Source organism: Brevibacterium paucivorans (assembly GCF_016907735.1).
GTDB classification, from domain to species: Bacteria; Actinomycetota; Actinomycetes; order Actinomycetales; family Brevibacteriaceae; genus Brevibacterium; species Brevibacterium paucivorans.
Window position 1 is genome coordinate 2,393,786 of the sequence record NZ_JAFBCP010000001.1, and the last position, 16,319, is coordinate 2,410,104.

The window sequence follows — 16,319 nt, forward strand, 5'->3', positions numbered from 1 at the left end:
GTCAGTCCGTTTTCACCGGCGCGAATATCGTTGTGGCGAGTGTGATCTGCGCCACTAGGGCCTTTGCCCTGATGCAGTTCTGCCGACGGACTGTACTGAAGCCGGCACTCTGGTGGTGAGCTTGGAGTCCGAGCATTAAGTCAATTGAAATCCGGTCAAGCAAGTGGGGTCATCTGCGCGGGTCGATATATCCTGCTTTGTGGTGCGGCCTTCGGCTGAGACTGTGAGCGACGCGTCAATTCCGCGTGGCAGCCAGATCCCCACGAATCCGTTGTCGTAAGTCCTCAGCGTTTCATCGAGGATGGTCCTCCCAGACGTCGCCTCGACCACGGTAACGTCGACGTCAGTATTGGCGAGCTCGCCGCGACAAGTTGTGAGGCTGTGGAAGTAGCATTCGTGAGTCTGCCCGCGATAGGGAGCGATAGAGACGTAAAATTCGTCCTTTGGCATCGGCAGAGTGGTCTGCTTGTTCTGATCGTCGGTCAGGACCAACTGTTCGGGTTCAATCGAAGCAATGAGTTCAGACGAGCGATCTGACACCTTCGCTGTGTCGAGGCGCTTGATGACGTCCCGTGCATTCAGGCCGTCCAGATCGTGCTCGGCCACCAATGAGTGATCGGACCCTGCGTCGACGGACGGTTCCGCATCAGCACAGCCGCTGAGCAGGAGGACGGCGCTGGTCGCCAGCGCGGTTATGGTCGCGCAGAGTCTCAGGCGGCTCCTGGAGGGGTGGATCGGAGTAACAATGGCAAGGGGCATGGCCAACTCTTTTCTCAGGTGAAAATGTTCATATCGACCGATTCGACCTCAGGCGGCCCGATTTCGTCGGGGGCCGAGGGCCAGACGAGGGGCAGTCCACGCCAGCCCGGAGACGTCGAAAGCATAGTCTTGGTCTGGGGTGCAACAGCCTGGGAGGCGTCTGGTGTCAACCGAAATCAGATGGTGTCAGGAGCGCACGAGTCGGTTGATGGCATCGGAGGCTTCCTGGATCTTGGCGATGGCCGCGTCCTCATCGCCTTGCTTGGCGGCGTCGAGCACGCAGTGCTTGAGGTGGTCATCGAGCAGGCCGGTCGCGACCCCCTGAAGTGCCCGGGTGAGCGCGGAGACCTGAGTGAGGATGTCGATGCAGTACTTCTCGTCATCGATCATCTTCGCGATGCCGCGCGCCTGGCCTTCGATGCGCTTCATGCGGCTGCGGTAGCGGGCCTTGTCGCTGATGTAGCCGTGCTGGTGGGTCTCGGTGTCGCCGCCGGTGTCATTGGTGGCCGTGTCGGTAGTCATGATTGTGTCCTTCATTTCTGACGCTCCAGGACGGAACGAGTGCTTGCATCTGGGGTGAGGTCGATGCGACGCAACAACTGGGCGTTGAGGGCGACGACGACGGTGGAGATCGACATCAGGATCGCGCCAACCGACATCGGCATGACAAAGCCGACGGGTGCGAGCACACCGGCCGCGAGCGGCACAGAGAGCAGGTTGTACCCGGCAGCCCACCACAGGTTCTGCTTCATTTTACGGTATGCGGCACGGGAGAGTTGGATAACCGAGAGCACGCTGCGCGGGTCGGAACTGGCGAGGATGACCCCTGCTGAGGCGATGGCGACGTCGGTGCCCGCGCCGATGGCGATACCAATGTCGGACTGCGCCAGCGCCGGAGCGTCGTTGACGCCGTCACCAACCATGGCGACCTTCTTGCCTTCCTTTTGCAGCTGGTCGACCTTGGCGGACTTGTCCTCGGGGCGGACGCCGGCGAAGACCCGGTCGATGCCGAGCTCTCTTCCCACCTCGTTCGCCACGGCCTCGGCGTCGCCGGTGATCATGACGACCTCGACGCCGAGCTCATGAAGCGCGTCGACGGCGTCGCGGGACTCTGGCCGGACCTCGTCGGCAAGCTTGAGCCCGCCGATCACAGTATTGTCGCGTAGGACGTGCAGGATGATCGCGCCCGCGGCTCGCCACTCCTCGGCGGCGTCGATCTCGTGCTGCCCGGTCTCCTCGAGCAGTCGGGGGCCTCCGACGCGGATCTCCTGGCCGGCCACGGTCGCGGTGACCCCCACTGCCGGCGAGGACGAGAATCCACTGGCTGGTTCGACGGTCAGGCTCTTGTCTTTGGCGGCAGCGACGATGGCCTGGGCGAGCGGGTGCTCGCTGTCGGCCTCGGCGGCAGCGGCTAGGGCGAGTACCTGCTCGGCGTCCAGGCCGGCGATCGGCTCGACGCCGGTGACGGTGGGCTCGCCCTTGGTCAGGGTGCCGGTCTTGTCGAAGAGCACTGCGTCGACCTGGCGCATGGACTCCAGCGCGAGGCGGTCCTTGACCAGGACGCCGCCGCGGGCGGCGCGCTCGGTGGCGATGGACACGACCAGCGGGATCGCCAGACCGAGCGCGTGCGGGCAGGCGATGACGAGCACGGTGATGGTGCGGATGACGGCATCGTTGGGCAGCCCGAAGAGGGTCCAGGCGACGGCAGTGATCAGAGCGGCCCCGAGGGCGAACCAGAATAGCAAGGCAGCCGCCTTGTCGGCGATGCGCTGGGCGCGGGACGAAGACCCCTGGGCCTCGGCGACGAGCCTGTTGATGCCGGCCAGTGCCGTGTCGTCGCCGGTGGCGGTGATCTCCACCCGCAAACCGGAGTCAGTGGCCACAGTGCCGGCGGTGACCGCATCGCCCTCGCCGCGGGCGACGGGGCGCGACTCGCCGGTGATCATCGACTCGTCCATGTCAGCGCGGCCGTCGATGACGGTGCCGTCGGCGGGGACGCTGCCTCCGGGGCGGACGATGACGACGTCGCCGACGCGCAGCTCGGCCGGGTCGACCTTGACGGTTTCGTCGCCCTCGACGCGCTCCGCTTCGTCGGGCAGCAACGCGGCAAGGGAGTCCAGCGCCGAGGTTGTCTGGGCCAGGGACCGCATCTCGATCCAGTGGCCGAGCAGCATGATAACGATCAGCAGCGCCAGCTCCCACCAGAACTCGAGCTCGTGGTGGACGAGCCCCACGGTGGCGGCCCAGGAGGCGAGGAACGCCACGGTGATCCCGAGCGCGATCAGCAGCATCATGCCGGGCTTGCGGCTCTTCAGCTCGCTGACGGCACCGGTGAGGAACGGTGTGCCGCCCCAGGCGTACATGACGGTGCCGAGCACCGCGGCGACCCAGCCCGCCCAGCTGGGCACCGAGTAGCCCAGGAGCATGGCGAACATGGGGGAGAACGCGACCACCGGGATGGCGATGACGAGGTTGATCCAGAACAGTCGACGGAACTGGCTGACGTGGTCGCCATGGCCCGCATGACCACTATGACCACTGCCGTGATCGCCGTGCCCGGCGTGGGCACCGTGTTTCACGGCGTGGCCTTCGTGCTCGGCATGCGAGTCGTCAACATGGCCGGACTCGGTGGTCGCGACGCCGTCGTGGTCATGGTGATGGTGATGCGTGGTCGGGTCCGTCACTGCTCTTCGCTTCCCTTCGTTCTTCCCCGGTCTTTCCTTCGATCGGGTCGTGTCTCGCCGCGGACCCTTCAGGGCCCCAGCGGCCGGCTCAGGAGGCCGGCTTGATCTCGCTCTCGACGACCCACTTGTGGTTCGTCATGGTCATACCGTCGGACTCGTAGTCGACCATGTAGACGGTCTCGTCGGTGGAGGAGGCGATGGTGGCGTGAGTGCCCTTCATGCCCTCCATGTGTTTGGCCTCGAGGGTGACTTCGGTACCGTCGGCCAGGCGCTGGTCGCCGGCGTCCTTGATCTCCTCCTGCACGACCCACTTGTGGTCCTTGATCGGATCCCCGCCGGTGGTGGGCGTGAAGTTCACCGCATAGGTGTAGGTGTCGAACGCGCCGACGATCGTGGCGTTTGCGCCGTCCATGCCCTCCATGTGGTCGGCGGTGAGCGTGACCTTGGTGCCGGCCGGGTACTTCGGCGAGGAAGCCTTCTCGATGCCCTCTGGGGCGGGGCCGCCGTCCATCGGATGCTCCATCCCGCCGCCGTCGTTGATGCCACCGCTTCCGTGGCCCTCGTGCTGACTGGTCGACGATGGCGTCGCCTGGTCCTGGTCTCCGCCAGTACTGCAGCCGGTGAGCACGAGTGCTCCGCCGAGCACTCCCGTGGCGACGGTGGTGATAAGGCGCTTACGCATGAAATCTCCAATTCATCAGTCTGACCCGATCAAGCATATACCCCCATGGGGTATAAGTCAAATGTCGATCGGCGGGCGTGGAATCGTTTAGTTACGATCCGGTCGACCCGGGGCAATAGCAGTGATGCTGCAGGCCCGGGCCGTCGAAGGATCAGGCCATGTTGGCGGCGTACTTGGCGAGGTCGGAGTCGAAGGTCGGTCCGCAGCCGGGGCAGCAGAGCCAGTAGCGCTGCCCGTCGTAGTCACGGAAGAGGCCCTTTTCTTCGGCGTCCTGTTTGTTGACCGGATTGCCGACCATGACGGGGCAAGTGGTCATGCCGTCGCTGCCTTCGACCAAAAGGTTTTCGCGATGGCCGGAATCGGCGGCGGGGTTCTCTGTGCCGGCCGTGCCGCAGCAGCTGGAACCAGCGCTGACAGCTTCCTCGGCGACGGATGCCTCGACTGCGGGGGACGTACTGCAGCAGCTGGTGGGTGCCTGGTCTTCGTTGCTCATTCTCGGTGCATACCTTTCGTGTGTTCGGATGATGGTTGGTTCTGCGGCGTCACTGCTTGGCGACGCTGCGGAACCCGCGCAGGCGGAGGCTGTTGCCGACGACGAACACGCTGGAGAACGCCATCGCCGCGCCTGCGAGCATGGGGTTGAGCATGCCCAGCGCCGCGATCGGGATCGCAGCGACGTTGTAGGCGAAGGCCCAGAACAGGTTCGTCTTGATCGTGCCGAGGGTCTTGCGGGACAGGCGGATCGCGTCGACCGCGGCTCGCAGGTCCCCGCGCACGAGGGTGATGTCGGAGGCCTCGATGGCCACGTCGGTGCCGGTGCCCATCGCCAGGCCGAGATCGGCCTGCGCCAGCGCCGGGGCGTCGTTGACGCCGTCGCCGACCATCGCGACGACCTTGCCCTCGTTCTGGAGGCCGGTGACGACGTCGACCTTGTCCGTGGGCAGGACCTCGGCGATGACCTTCTCGATGCCGACCTCGGCGGCGATCCGGCGGGCCACGGCCTCGTTGTCGCCGGTGAGCAGGACCGGAGTGAGTCCCAGGTCCTTCAGTCCTTGGATCGCCTCGGCGCTGGTGGGCTTGACGGCGTCGGCGACGACGAGGATCCCGCGGGCCCGTCCGTCCCAGCCGACGGCGACGACGGTCTTGCCCTCGTCCTCGGCCTCGGCCCTGGCGGCTGCGACATCGGAGGAGAGCTTCTGGGACGAGTCGGCCAGCAGGGACTCTCGGCCGACGAGCACGCCGCGACCGTCGACGACGCCCTGGACGCCCTTGCCTTCGATGTTGGCGAAATCCTCCGGTGTCGGCAGCTGCCCGCCCTCCACGGCCGCGGCCTTCGCGATGGCCTGGGCGATCGGGTGTTCGGAGGCGTCCTCCAAAGCGCCAGCCAGGCGAAGCAGCTCGGTGCGGTCAATGTCCGGCTCGGTGATTGCGTCGACCAAGGTCATCTTGCCGGTGGTGACGGTGCCGGTCTTGTCGAGGACGACGGTGTCGACCTTGCGTGTGGATTCGAAGACTTCGGGGCCCTTGATGAGGACGCCCATCTGCGCGCCGCGACCGGTCCCGACCAGTAGCGCTGTCGGGGTGGCCAGGCCGAGGGCGCAGGGGCAGGCGATGACGAGGACCGCAACCGCTGCGGTGAAGGCGGCGGAGACGCCGGGTCCGAAGATCAGCCATGCGCCGAGCGTGACGAGGGCGATGGCGATGACGATCGGCACGAAGATGCCGGAGATGCGGTCGGCCAGGCGCTGGACGGCGGCCTTGCCGGACTGGGCATCCTCGACCAGCTTCGCCATCTGCGCCAGCTGGGTGTCCGACCCGACCCGGGTCGCCCGCACGACAAGACGCCCGCTGGCGTTGACCGTGGCCCCAGTCACCGCGTCGCCGGCGACGACCTCGACGGGAACGGACTCGCCGGTGAGCATGGAGGCATCCACGGCCGAGGTGCCGGTCACGACGGTGCCGTCGGTGGCGATCTTCTCGCCGGGGCGGACGGCGAACTCGTCGCCGACGGCCAACTCTCCGATCGGGATCTTGGTCTCGACGCCGTCGCGCAGGACGGAGACCTCTTTTGCCCCGAGGTCGAGCAGGGCGCGCAGCGCGGCACCGGCCTGTCGCTTGGAGCGCTTCTCGAAGTAGCGACCGGCGAGGATGAACATCGTCACACCCGCGGCGGCCTCGAGGTAGATGTTGCCCGCGCCGTCAGACGGCGCGATGGTGAACTCGAAGGGATGCGTCATCCCCGGCATGCCGGCATGGCCGAGGAACAATGCATAGAGCGACCACAGGAACGCCGCGCTCGTGCCCATCGAGACGAGCGTGTCCATCGTGGCCGTGCCGTGCTTGAGGTTGGTCCATGCGGCCTTGTGGAACGGCCAGCCCGCCCAGACGACTACCGGCGTGGCCAGAGCCAGCGAGGCCCACTGCCAGAAGGTGAACTGCAGGACCGGAACCATGGCCATCGCGATTACCGGGACGGTGAGCACGATCGACCCGATCAGCCTCTGCTTCAGCGAGGTCAGTTCGGGGTCATCGGCTGGGTCCTGATCGTTGCCTTCGGAGTCCGTCGTCGCACCTTCGGGCCGGGGCAGGGCGACGGTGTAGCCGGTCTTTTCGACCTCCGCGACCAGAAGGGCCGGGTCATAGCCGGCGGGCACGGTGACCTTGGCCTTTTCGGTGGCGTAGTTGACGCTCGCGGTGACGCCGTCGAGCTTGTTGAGCTTGCGCTCGATCCTGTTCGCGCAGGAGGCGCAGGTCATCCCACCGACCTCCAGCTCGATGTCGCTGTCCGCACTCAGTGGCCCTGGTGTGCTCATGTCACTTCCTTCTCTCTGCTCTGCCGCGGCCATGCAGTGCCGTGGGCCGCGAGGCTGGCCGGGGCCTTCATCAGGCGCGCACGGCCGAGTAGCCGGCCTCCTCGACGGCGGCCAGGACCTTCGCGTCGTCGAGGTCGCCCTCGGCGGTGACGACCAGCCGGCCGGTTTGAGCGCTGACCTCGATGCCGGTGACACCGGCGATCTCGCCGACCTCCTCGCGGACTGACGCCTCGCAGTGCCCGCAAGTCATGCCCGTTACTTGGTACTCATTGGCAGTCATCGGATAACCCTCTCTACTTGGGTACCCCCGGTGGGTACCATCTTGTGAACCATATACCCATATAGGGTATTCCTGCAAGGTGAGTCGGGCTCGCTCTTGAATGGACCCAACGTTTCGAGGTGATACGCCACCGGGGTATGCTGTGGCTGTGAAGAGCGCGACTCCTGAACCCTGTCGCGGCCAGCACTGGCTGCAGCTCGTCGTACTCACTGCACTGCTGATCATGGGTCTCCTCGGCATGCACGCGCTTATCGGCGGGTCGGTAGCGTCGACGACTTCCATGGCGTCGTCGGCTCATGCATCCTCGCAGTCGGCCGGAACGACGACTACCGCCTCCATGTCGAGCGCGTCCGGGGCGCAGCGCGCGGTGCACGGTTCCGGCGGGTGTGCAGACGCCATGAACGGCGGCGACTCTACCTGTGTCTCCGCACCTACGGCCGAGAGCATTCCGGCCCTTCCCGTTCCGTCCGCCGCGGACCAGCACGCGCACGACAGCGTCCATCACCGGCTGTGCTCCTCGGGCCACGCGGGCGGGGTTGTGGTCGTCTGAAGCACTCGGTATGCTTCCCATACGAACGTATGGTAATTGACGAAGGATGTCGTGAACCGATACCGCGCTGGAGCCGTGGCCTGGTTGGCCAGCGCCGTGCTGTTTCCGGTACAGCTGCTGGTCGCGCTGCGGTGGCCCCAGGGGTACTCGGTGAGGGACAACGCCATCAGCGATCTCGGAGTCACCGTCTGTGGAGGGTTCTCCGAGCAGGGCCAGCAGGTGCGCGAGGTGTGCTCTCCCTGGCACCAGTTGTTCAACGCCGGTATGGTCGTCTCCGGTGTGTTGATCGTGATCGGTGCGCTGTTGCTGCACGGCTGGTGGGACAGCCGCTCGGGTCGTACCGGGACGAGCGTGATCGCACTGACCGGACTGTCGGTGTCGATCGTCGGTTTGGCACCGTGGGACACGCATCCTGGCGTGCATGACTTCGCCGCACTGGGCCAGGCCGTCACGCAGTGGCTAGCCATGGGCCTGCTCGCCGTGGCCGCTGAACGCGGGCACTTCCGGCGACTCACCATCGTGGCGCTGGTGGTGTCATTGGTCGGGTTCGCAGCGTTCCTCGCCGCGCTGGAGGGCGTCGAGGTGCACTGGGTGGGTTTCGGCGGCGCCGAACGACTCTCCTTCGACACCCTCAGCCTCTGGACGGCACTCGTCGGAGCAACTCTCTTGAGACGCCGCGGACATCGCGGGCAGGCCACGGGTCCTGCTAAATCGCCGACGATCCGAACACGATGAACGGGATGTGTTCGGCGTGCCCGCTCATGGAGAGCTGCGGCCGCGATTACTTCTGTTGGCCGGATCGGCAGGGGAATCCGATGCCCTCGAGGACCGCTTCGACGTAGGCTTTCGGGTCGGTGCTTGGCGACCGGTCGCCCCAAAGCAGCATCTTGTGGATGAGGGCTCCGGCGATCTGACAGACGAGGTCGCGGGCGAAACCGTCATTCAGCGCGGTGGCGGCACGGCGGACGAACAGGTCGAGGATCGCCGTAAGCGGCCAGTCTTCCAGCGCGGGCTTCGTGGATACCCGCATCGCCGAGACTACGCGGAAGCTCGACCCGGCTGCGGTCGGAGCCGATGAGATGAACCCGGAGTACCGGCAGAAGCTCGAGCGCTTCTCGAAGCAATGCCTCCAGAGACCGAGCGCGACCGCAAGATGACGGAGATGATCGAGAAGGCCCGTCAGTAGCGTGCCCGGCACCTTGGCTGTGCTCGGTCGAATTTGCGGCTGTCCGATTCCGACTTGCCCGAATCTTCAATCGTTGGGCAGGTGGCTGCAGAACGTCGCTTTTTCCCACGCTGGGGCGGAAGCGATTCAGCATCGTGGCGACTTCGCCGACATCATTCGCAACGAGCTCGTCGGCCCGGTTCCTGACAAGGTCGACCTGACCATAGCATTCTGGTTCATGATCTAGACTAAACCGCTCCGCAGTCGTCCTCACCGTCGACTGCGGCGTGCACTCCGTCCTTCGAGCCGTAGTGCCCAATGGCGAGGCTCGGTGAAACGCTAGCCTGCGTCGTGATGTCACGGACTGGGACCGCGTCGAGGCCTGCTGGAGCGAACAATCTAACGCCTCGTCCCTTGATTCTCACTTCGGATTGTGGTGACACGATCGTACCGTTACGGTGGTGGCATGCCGAAGCTGACTGACCATGCCCGTCGCCGTGAGGAACTGGGCGATGCTGCCTGGTGGGTCCTGCTGAGGGACGGTGTTGGCCGGGTCTCGGTGCGCAACGTTGCCGCAGAGGCCGACCCGACGGTCAGTTCCCTGCGTCATGTCTTCGCGACCCAGGATGAGCTGCTGGTGTTCGCCCTGGAGCTGGTGCTCGAGAGGGTGCGCCGGCGCGTTGAGCCGTTGCTCCCTGTGACTGATCGCCGCGAAGTCGAGGCCGTTGCCTGCGAGTTCCTGCCGCTGAGTCCGGAGCGGTGGGCGGAGATGGAAGTCTATCTGTCCCTGTTCATGGCGGTCGGCAAGAATCCTGAGCTCGCGCCGCACCGCGATCGGGCGCCCGGGCCCGCGCTGGTAGGATGCCTCGGCCAGTTCGGGGAACCGTTCGGCTTCGGCGATCACCGTGCGCCGCAGACGCACCAGCTCCGGGGTCATCACCAGCTTCAACTGGCCGCATGCCAAGACGAGCAGGTCACCGGAGAGATCGCCGGAGGCCTCCGTCCGCCTGATCTGCTCGGCGACGGCGTCGACTCGCTCAACGTCGCAGCCGCAGCTGCCGTCACATGCTTCGCCCTCACCCAACATAAGGACTGAAACGTGGAAACACTCGCACAGCAACTCGAACAGGCGGCCATCACCGGAAAGGTCGCGACACCTCGGGAAATTAACCTCCTCCACATCCACCGCTTCCTCGCTGGGGAGCGTCAGTTCGACTTTGGGGTGACGCTGACCCGCGACTGGGACTATGACTCGGTGTTTCAGCTCATGGTCGACGCGTGCGGGATAAACCCAGACCCAGACTTCACGGAAGGCGTGGACACCATCTCCACGCAGCGGTGCATCGAACAATTAGACCTGATGCGGACCGCCATTCAGGACGTCGCCTCCCGAGGTGGCCGCATCCTGTTTGCGACCGGCCACCCCAGCGGGTTGTTGCCGGTACATGTGCGCATGCGGGACTGGGCTGTAAGCCTGGGCGCGCGCACGGTCGAGCAGACGGACTTTGTGCCCGTTGAGATCGGGGGAGACGCGCGCACGGTGCTGGGAGTTTGGGTGTGGCATCAGCACGGCGGACTCCCGCACACCCACCTGGCTGAGCCCGCCCAGGCGGTGCTGGAACAGGTAGAAGCGCCAGATCTGGTGGTCGCCGATCACGGGTGGGCAGGGGCTGCCGGAAGCGCCGGCATCCGCACCGTGGGATTCGCGGACTGCAATGACCCAGCGCTGTTCGTAGCGCAGGCTCAAGAGCAGGTCGAAGTGTGTGTTCCACTGGACGACAACATTCCGCCACACCTGTATGAGCCGCTCATCGCACACGTGTGTCGCGATTAACGCGCCACGGGGCTGTTCGATGTGGAACTGAGCGCACATTCGGGTATAGTTGGTTGCTGGCGTTTTACACGTCAGCCATAAGAATTTGAGCACTGGCGGGCAACCCGGTTGCATCAGGGCTCTCGAGATTCAAAGGATCACCATGAAAAAAGATATTCACCCGGAATACCGCCCGGTTGTGTTCAACGACCTGGCATCTGGAACCAAGTTCTTCACGCGCTCGACTGTGAAGACCGAAAAGACCATCGAATGGGAAGACGGAAACACCTACCCACTGGTCGACGTTGAAATTTCTTCGGCTTCGCACCCGTTCTACACCGGTAAGCAGCGCATCCTTGACTCCGCTGGACGCGTTGAGAAGTTCAAGGACCGCTACAAGGGCTTCGGAAAGCGCAAGTAACACGTATATCAATAATGGCCGGCACGTTCATGTGCCGGCCATTCTTGTTTGTTGAGCTCTTTATGGCTCCTACAGCGTGCGCGCTTCCACGGTGATGCTGTCCGTGGGTTGGGTGCGCCACGCGCAGTGGAGGAGAGAGCGCACGCCGGTCTCGTTCTGAATTGAGGCGGCAATGCCGTGAGCAATTTTTTCTTTCGCCGAGGTCGCCGCGGCTACCACGTCAAGTCCGGTTGCCAGCCCGGCAGCGATCGATGATGCGAACGAGCAACCGGCACCGTTGACCAGGTGGTTGTTGACCTTGGTTGTCGACAGTTCGGTGACGGTGGTTCCGTCGAAGATGACATCGACCGCGGTTGGCCCGTCGAGGCGCGCGCCACCCTTGACGATCACGTTCTTTGCACCCTTGCTGTGCAACGTGCGGGCCGCCTCGACCATGCCTTCCACACTGTCCAAGGACTCTGCCCCTACCAAGGTGGCTGCTTCTTCGAGGTTGGGGGTGATCACGGTGGCGTGCGGAACGAGCTTTTCCAGGAACAGGTCTCTCAGGTCCACCATGGTGCCTGCGCCCTTACATACCAGGACCGGGTCAAACACGTACGGGATATGTGCCTTCTCAATGTGGTCCGCCAGAACCAGCGCGTTGTCAACGGAACCCAGCATGCCGGATTTGATGACGTCGAAGGAGTGGACGCCCAGCACCGAAGTGAGCTGGCGTGCAACGATGTCTTCAGCCACGAACTCGATTTCGTGGACGAATTCCTTGTCTGGGTTGAACGTCACGATGCAGGTCTCGACAGTGGAGCCAAAAACTCCGTACTCTTCGAACATTTTGAGGTCTGCGGAAAGTCCTGCCCCTCCGGAAACATCGAGACCGGCAAATGTGAGCGCGCGGCGTGTCATAGGTCCTCCTGTGAGTGAACGTGTGAATGATTACGTGAACGTGCAGATTCTATATGAGCGGCCAGCGGGCTATTTTCCGCCCGGGTACCCCAGCTGGCGCCATGCTTCGTAGGTGGCGATTGAGGCCGAATTCGCCAGGTTCAAACTGCGCCTGCCTTCCAACATGGGAATGCGGACGGCTAGGTCCACGTGCGGGTCTTCTGCGACCTCGGCGGGCAACCCCGTGGACTCTTTTCCAAACAGGAGAACGTCGTCGGAGGTGTACTCCACTGTGTCGAATGTGTGGGTGGTGTGCGTGGTGAACGCGATGACGCGCTTGTGTCCCAGCTCCTCCCACAGGTGCTCGATCGTGGGGTGGACGGTGACATGCGCCAGATCGTGATAGTCCAGTCCCGCCCTGCGGAGTTTTGCGTCACTAAGGTCGAACCCCAGGGGCTCAACCAGGTGCAAGTGCGCGCCTGTCACGGCCGCTAAACGTATGGCGTTTCCGGTGTTGCCGGGAATTTCGGGGGTGTGGAACACGATCTGAATGGGCATGGTGCAATCCTAATCGGGTTGCCGGCAAACCTTGCATACTTCGAACATGTGTTCGATAATGTTTGTGTGTCTGCTCTGCGTGATTTCGATAAGCTCCGCAGCCTACCGGGCGTGCGTACCGCGGGGGACCTGGCTACGTCACGGCCAGTGTTCCCCGTGTCCGGTGCGCTGCCTTCTGTCTTTTCCCGAGGTGGTTTGCGGCGCGGCGACATCACCCAGATTGTGGGGACACATGGGTTTTCTGTTGCTCTGGCGGTCGTGTCGAAGGCAACGCAGGAACGTCATTGGTGCGCCAGCCTGGGGGTGGGCGTTCCCGCGGTCGCGGCCCTGGGGGATTTCGACGTTGCGCTGGACCATTTTGTGAATGTTGCCGTTGAGCCGGGGGATCGCGTGCAAGCTCTGTCGATTCTGATCGACACGTTTGCCATCGTCATTACGCAACCGGTACAGATGAGCCCGGGGCAACGGTCTCGCCTTCACAGCAAAGTGCGCGAAAAGAACATGTCGCTGATTGTTCTGCGCGACTTTCCCCACGCGGGGGAGAAGCTCACTGTTTCTGAACCGCGGTGGGAAGGGCTCGACCACGGGTCAGGGCACCTCAGTGGCTATTCGGTGCGCGTGACGAACCCTGCCATGGGGAGTACACGCATCGAACTACCCGGCGCGGAACAGGTGTCTTCGCAGGTGATTCGTCTTGTCTGAAGGTGCGCGTACACTCGTTCTCACGGTTCCCGACTGGCCGGCGCTTGCCGTTACGCTCCGTGAAGACATCAACGTGAGCGAACCCGTCATGGTTGTGCGGGCAGGCGTTGTGTATTCGGCGAACGCGAGCGCCAGAAAACACGGTGTTGTACGTGGAATGAACACTCGGAGTGCGCAATTGCGGTGCCCGCACGCGCACGTCTACCCGTTCGACCTGGACCGTGACCATCAAGAGTTCGCCACCGCCGTGACTGTTCTGGACCACATGGTGGCATGGTTTAGCCTGTTTCACCCCGGAACGGTCACGATCCCCATCTCTTCCCTTGAACGCACATATGAAAACGAAGAGCGTGCCGTGCATGATCTGCTGACGGAACTCATCGATGCAACCGGGTGGGAGGTTTTCGCAGGAATTGCGGACACCCCGTTCGCCGCCCTTTTGGCGGCAGACTCGCAAACCCGCGTCGAACCGGGGAGAACGGGGAAGTTTCTAGCGCCGTTAAGTGTGGATCGGCTGAGGCTTGTCGACTCCCAGTTCACTCCGCTCACCGTTCTTCTGCACCGTTTAGGAATCGACCGATTGGGCCAGTTAGCGACTCTGCCACGCACCCAGGTCTACACCCGGTTCGGGGAAACAGGTGCGCGTGCGTGGCTTCTTGCCTCCGGGCACACCTACGAACTTCCCCGGGAACATGTGCGATCTCGCGATTTTACCGTGAGCGCGCCTGTTGAACCGCCCACGGGCAGGCTCGACATCATTTCGTTTAAAGCACGCGAACTGGCCATCGATTTCGTTGAGCGCATTCGAGAAGCCGGACTGGTCTGTACGCACGTGCGCATCGTGCTACACGCATCCAACGACACGTATGAACGTACATGGCATTTAGACACGCTCACCGAAACCACGCTGGCCGACCGTGTGCGCTGGCAAGCCGCAGGATGGCAAGGGTCACGCACCGAAAAAACCCCGCACGCAGAAGACAGCGGTGGCAGTGATGCCAACGAGGACGGAATACACCACATCGAGTTCTTCGCACAAGAACTCGTCGCCCCCTTACGCGCCCAGTCGAACCTGTTTGCCCCACACACCGACGACGTCAGTGCCGCACTCGAACGCATCCAAGGACTTTTCGGAATCGACGCAGTGAACGTCCCAGCCCTGCAGGGAGGGCGATCACCTGAGGAAACGAACCTGTGGACCCCTTGGAGGCACAGCACTGAACCCGCCCGCGACCCCCAGGCGCCGTGGCCCGGAGCCTTGCCACCACCTCGGCCCACCTTGGTAGAAAACACGCCCGTAGACCTGCTCAACGAATACGGTGAGCCGGTTGTTGCCAGACCTGCCGGGCTGGACAGCACCCCGCGGGTTCTTCGCACTCGGGAAGGCACGCAGGCTGTCACCAACTTTTCTTCCGCTTGGCCCGTAGACACGCAGTGGTGGGGTAAGCACCAGTACCACGTGCGGTGCCAGATTGTGACCGAAACCGGTGAAGCGTACGTGCTGTGCAAAGAAGCCGGGCAGTGGGCCATCGTGGGGAGGTACGCGTGATGTACGCCGAACTTCATACGCATTCGAACTTCTCGTTCCTCGACGGGGCCTCAGACCCGGAAGAACTCGTGCACGCGGCACATGCTGCAGGGCTGTCCGCCTTGGCTTTGACCGATCACAACGGGCTGTACGGTGCCGTGCGTTTTGCGCAAGAAGCCCAGTGCGTGGGAATTCCCACTGTTTTTGGGGCGGAACTGTCCGTGGGGCTCACGCACAAGATTCCAGGGCAAAAAGACCCGCAGGCCACTCACCTTCTAGTGCTTGCCCGCAGTGTCGACGGGTACAGGCAACTGTCACGCGCGATCTCTCGGGGGTATGAACACGGCGAGAAAAACCGCCCGGTTTTCCACCTCGAAGAACTCGCTGCCTTAGACCCCGACTGGTACATCCTCACGGGGTGTCGCAAAGGGCCACTCATTCCCCACCTCGGCGACCCTGACGGGGGCATCAGCGCACTCCGTGGTCTGGCCGAGCTGTTTCCAGACCGGGTTGTGGTCGAACTGACCCGCTTTGGATACCCCACTGACGATGCGCGGATTGACCACCTCACCGGTTTAGCCGGCCGTGCGAAACTTCCCACCGTGGCCACGAACGCGGTTCACTATGCGCACAGGTCGGGATACCGCGGGGCACACGTGCGCGCTGCTATCAGATCGCACGCCTCCTTGGACGAACTGGCCGGGTGGCTACCGGCCGACGCCACCGCGTATATCCGCACACCCCATGACATGCAGGAACGCTTTGGGGCTGGTCCGGTGGAAACAGCCCACCGGATTGGACAAGAATGTGCGTTTGAGCTGTCGGGTGCCCAAGTGGGACTCCCGCAGGCGCCAGTTCCCCCGGGGCGGGACGCAGATGAACACCTACGTGAACTCGTATACGCGGGGGCTCGGCGCCGGTATGGTGAGCGTTCGGAATACCCGCGCGCGTGGGAACAGATCGACACCGAACTGGCCACGATCACTTCGATGGGGTTCGCCGGGTACTTCCTCATCGTGGAAGACATTGCCCGGTTTTGTCACACCAACGGCATCTACTGCCAAGGACGTGGGTCAGCCGCGAACTCAGCGGTGTGCTTTGTCTTGGGTATCACCGCAGTCGACGCGGTGAAGTTCCAGCTGCTCTTCGATCGGTTCTTAAGCCCGCAGAGAGCTGGGTACCCGGACATCGACATTGACATTGAATCGGGCCGGCGCGAAGAAGTGATCCAATACGTGTACCAGACATACGATCGGACGCGGGCAGCGCAAGTCGCCAACGTCATCACGTACCGCACAAAATCAGCGATCCGGGACGCCGCCTCGGCTTTTGGGTACAGCCCCGGCCAGCAGGACGCATTCGCAAAAACCGCCCACCGCGGAGCCCTGTCCCCAGACGCCGACGAACCACCCCACGTGCCCGGCCCTGTTCTGGAAGCGGCGCGGGACTTGCACAACTCACCACGTCACCTCGGGATCCACTCCG

The 16,319-nt window shown here is 63.7% G+C and carries 19 protein-coding genes; 7 read left to right on the forward strand and 12 right to left on the reverse strand.

The genetic code is table 11. The features are described 5' to 3' along the window. Window positions 1-135: 135 nt before the first annotated feature. From JOE56_RS11045 to JOE56_RS11075, 7 genes are all read right to left on the reverse strand, one after another. Entirely contained in the window at window positions 136-759 is a 624-nt protein-coding gene (locus JOE56_RS11045) for a CueP family metal-binding protein (RefSeq protein WP_204516009.1), read from the reverse strand. A gap of 186 nt (window positions 760-945) precedes the next feature. Next, a complete protein-coding gene (locus tag JOE56_RS11050) occupies window positions 946-1,281 on the reverse strand; it encodes a metal-sensitive transcriptional regulator (protein ID WP_229577523.1) in 336 nt (111 codons plus the stop codon). Between the two features lie 11 nt (window positions 1,282-1,292). Further along, complete coding sequence (locus tag JOE56_RS11055; RefSeq protein WP_204516010.1) at window positions 1,293-3,443, reverse strand: heavy metal translocating P-type ATPase; 2,151 nt, start codon at window positions 3,441-3,443, stop codon at window positions 1,293-1,295. A gap of 88 nt (window positions 3,444-3,531) precedes the next feature. After that, window positions 3,532-4,125: a YdhK family protein gene (locus JOE56_RS11060; RefSeq protein WP_204516011.1), complete on the reverse strand. Its 594-nt coding sequence runs from the start codon at window positions 4,123-4,125 to the stop codon at window positions 3,532-3,534. Window positions 4,126-4,276: 151 nt separating this feature from the next. Then, window positions 4,277-4,618, reverse strand: a complete 342-nt coding sequence (locus tag JOE56_RS11700; RefSeq protein WP_005885503.1) for a hypothetical protein — start codon at window positions 4,616-4,618, stop codon at window positions 4,277-4,279. Between the two features lie 49 nt (window positions 4,619-4,667). After that, window positions 4,668-6,938 (reverse strand): heavy metal translocating P-type ATPase, encoded by a 2,271-nt coding sequence (locus JOE56_RS11070; protein WP_204516012.1) that lies wholly within the window; start codon window positions 6,936-6,938, stop codon window positions 4,668-4,670. 70 nt (window positions 6,939-7,008) lie between these two features. Further along, a complete protein-coding gene (locus JOE56_RS11075; RefSeq protein WP_204516013.1) occupies window positions 7,009-7,218 on the reverse strand; it encodes a heavy-metal-associated domain-containing protein in 210 nt (69 codons plus the stop codon). Between the two features lie 601 nt (window positions 7,219-7,819). Here JOE56_RS11075 and JOE56_RS11080 point away from each other — a divergent pair. Continuing rightward, a complete protein-coding gene (locus JOE56_RS11080) occupies window positions 7,820-8,503 on the forward strand; it encodes a DUF998 domain-containing protein (RefSeq protein WP_338028667.1) in 684 nt (227 codons plus the stop codon). Window positions 8,504-8,549: 46 nt separating this feature from the next. Here JOE56_RS11080 and JOE56_RS11085 read toward each other — a convergent pair whose 3' ends face one another. Next, window positions 8,550-8,798 (reverse strand): hypothetical protein, encoded by a 249-nt coding sequence (locus tag JOE56_RS11085; protein WP_204516015.1) that lies wholly within the window; start codon window positions 8,796-8,798, stop codon window positions 8,550-8,552. 229 nt (window positions 8,799-9,027) lie between these two features. Here JOE56_RS11085 and JOE56_RS11090 point away from each other — a divergent pair, with 229 nt between their 5' ends. Beyond that, window positions 9,028-9,180 carry a hypothetical protein gene (locus JOE56_RS11090; protein ID WP_204516016.1) on the forward strand — a complete coding sequence of 51 codons (153 nt, stop codon included), beginning with the start codon at window positions 9,028-9,030 and terminating at the stop codon, window positions 9,178-9,180. 1 nt (window position 9,181) lies between these two features. On the opposite strand, the gene JOE56_RS11755 is transcribed toward JOE56_RS11090, so the two are convergent. Continuing rightward, window positions 9,182-9,376 carry a TetR family transcriptional regulator gene (locus JOE56_RS11755; protein WP_420867791.1) on the reverse strand — a complete coding sequence of 65 codons (195 nt, stop codon included), beginning with the start codon at window positions 9,374-9,376 and terminating at the stop codon, window positions 9,182-9,184. Then, a complete protein-coding gene (locus JOE56_RS11760) occupies window positions 9,355-10,020 on the reverse strand; it encodes a TetR/AcrR family transcriptional regulator C-terminal domain-containing protein (protein WP_420867792.1) in 666 nt (221 codons plus the stop codon). The genes JOE56_RS11755 and JOE56_RS11760 overlap by 22 nt, the downstream gene beginning before the upstream one ends. Before the next feature lie 12 nt (window positions 10,021-10,032). On the opposite strand from JOE56_RS11760, the gene JOE56_RS11105 reads away from it, so the two are divergent. Together JOE56_RS11105 and JOE56_RS11110 are read left to right on the forward strand one after the other, a co-directional pair. After that, on the forward strand, window positions 10,033-10,767 hold the full coding sequence (locus JOE56_RS11105; protein ID WP_204516019.1) for a phosphatase: 735 nt from the start codon (window positions 10,033-10,035) through the stop codon (window positions 10,765-10,767). Window positions 10,768-10,909: 142 nt separating this feature from the next. Next, on the forward strand, window positions 10,910-11,167 hold the full coding sequence (locus JOE56_RS11110) for a type B 50S ribosomal protein L31 (protein WP_005884373.1): 258 nt from the start codon (window positions 10,910-10,912) through the stop codon (window positions 11,165-11,167). A gap of 69 nt (window positions 11,168-11,236) precedes the next feature. Here the strand turns inward: JOE56_RS11110 and thiD are convergent, their stop codons facing one another. Together thiD and JOE56_RS11120 are read right to left on the reverse strand one after the other, a co-directional pair. Continuing rightward, the gene (gene thiD, locus JOE56_RS11115) at window positions 11,237-12,067 is read right to left on the reverse strand and encodes a bifunctional hydroxymethylpyrimidine kinase/phosphomethylpyrimidine kinase (protein ID WP_204516020.1); all 831 of its coding nucleotides are present in this window, start codon (window positions 12,065-12,067) and stop codon (window positions 11,237-11,239) included. 69 nt (window positions 12,068-12,136) lie between these two features. Further along, the gene (locus JOE56_RS11120; RefSeq protein ID WP_005884377.1) at window positions 12,137-12,604 is read right to left on the reverse strand and encodes a tRNA (cytidine(34)-2'-O)-methyltransferase; all 468 of its coding nucleotides are present in this window, start codon (window positions 12,602-12,604) and stop codon (window positions 12,137-12,139) included. A 66-nt stretch (window positions 12,605-12,670) separates the two neighbouring features. Here JOE56_RS11120 and JOE56_RS11125 point away from each other — a divergent pair, with 66 nt between their 5' ends. The 3 genes from JOE56_RS11125 to JOE56_RS11135 all read left to right on the forward strand — a co-directional run. After that, the gene (locus JOE56_RS11125; protein WP_204516021.1) at window positions 12,671-13,306 is read left to right on the forward strand and encodes a hypothetical protein; all 636 of its coding nucleotides are present in this window, start codon (window positions 12,671-12,673) and stop codon (window positions 13,304-13,306) included. Beyond that, window positions 13,299-14,855 (forward strand): DNA polymerase Y family protein, encoded by a 1,557-nt coding sequence (locus tag JOE56_RS11130; protein ID WP_204516022.1) that lies wholly within the window; start codon window positions 13,299-13,301, stop codon window positions 14,853-14,855. Before JOE56_RS11125 ends, JOE56_RS11130 begins: the two co-directional genes overlap by 8 nt. Next, a partial coding sequence (locus JOE56_RS11135; protein ID WP_204516023.1) for a PHP domain-containing protein occupies window positions 14,855-16,319 on the forward strand: 1,465 nt, incomplete at its 3' end. The genes JOE56_RS11130 and JOE56_RS11135, both read left to right, overlap by 1 nt.

Coding starts and splice junctions, on each gene's coding strand:
- JOE56_RS11045 (WP_204516009.1), bottom strand. CDS start 759: ATGCCCCTTGCCATTGTTACTCCGATCCACCCCTCCAGGAGCCGCCTG.
- JOE56_RS11050 (WP_229577523.1), bottom strand. CDS start 1,281: ATGACTACCGACACGGCCACCAATGACACCGGCGGCGACACCGAGACC.
- JOE56_RS11060 (WP_204516011.1), bottom strand. CDS start 4,125: ATGCGTAAGCGCCTTATCACCACCGTCGCCACGGGAGTGCTCGGCGGA.
- JOE56_RS11700 (WP_005885503.1), bottom strand. CDS start 4,618: ATGAGCAACGAAGACCAGGCACCCACCAGCTGCTGCAGTACGTCCCCC.
- JOE56_RS11070 (WP_204516012.1), bottom strand. CDS start 6,938: ATGAGCACACCAGGGCCACTGAGTGCGGACAGCGACATCGAGCTGGAG.
- JOE56_RS11075 (WP_204516013.1), bottom strand. CDS start 7,218: ATGACTGCCAATGAGTACCAAGTAACGGGCATGACTTGCGGGCACTGC.
- JOE56_RS11085 (WP_204516015.1), bottom strand. CDS start 8,798: ATGCGGGTATCCACGAAGCCCGCGCTGGAAGACTGGCCGCTTACGGCG.
- JOE56_RS11760 (WP_420867792.1), bottom strand. CDS start 10,020: ATGTTGGGTGAGGGCGAAGCATGTGACGGCAGCTGCGGCTGCGACGTT.
- JOE56_RS11110 (WP_005884373.1), top strand. CDS start 10,910: ATGAAAAAAGATATTCACCCGGAATACCGCCCGGTTGTGTTCAACGAC.
- thiD (WP_204516020.1), bottom strand. CDS start 12,067: ATGACACGCCGCGCGCTCACATTTGCCGGTCTCGATGTTTCCGGAGGG.
- JOE56_RS11120 (WP_005884377.1), bottom strand. CDS start 12,604: ATGCCCATTCAGATCGTGTTCCACACCCCCGAAATTCCCGGCAACACC.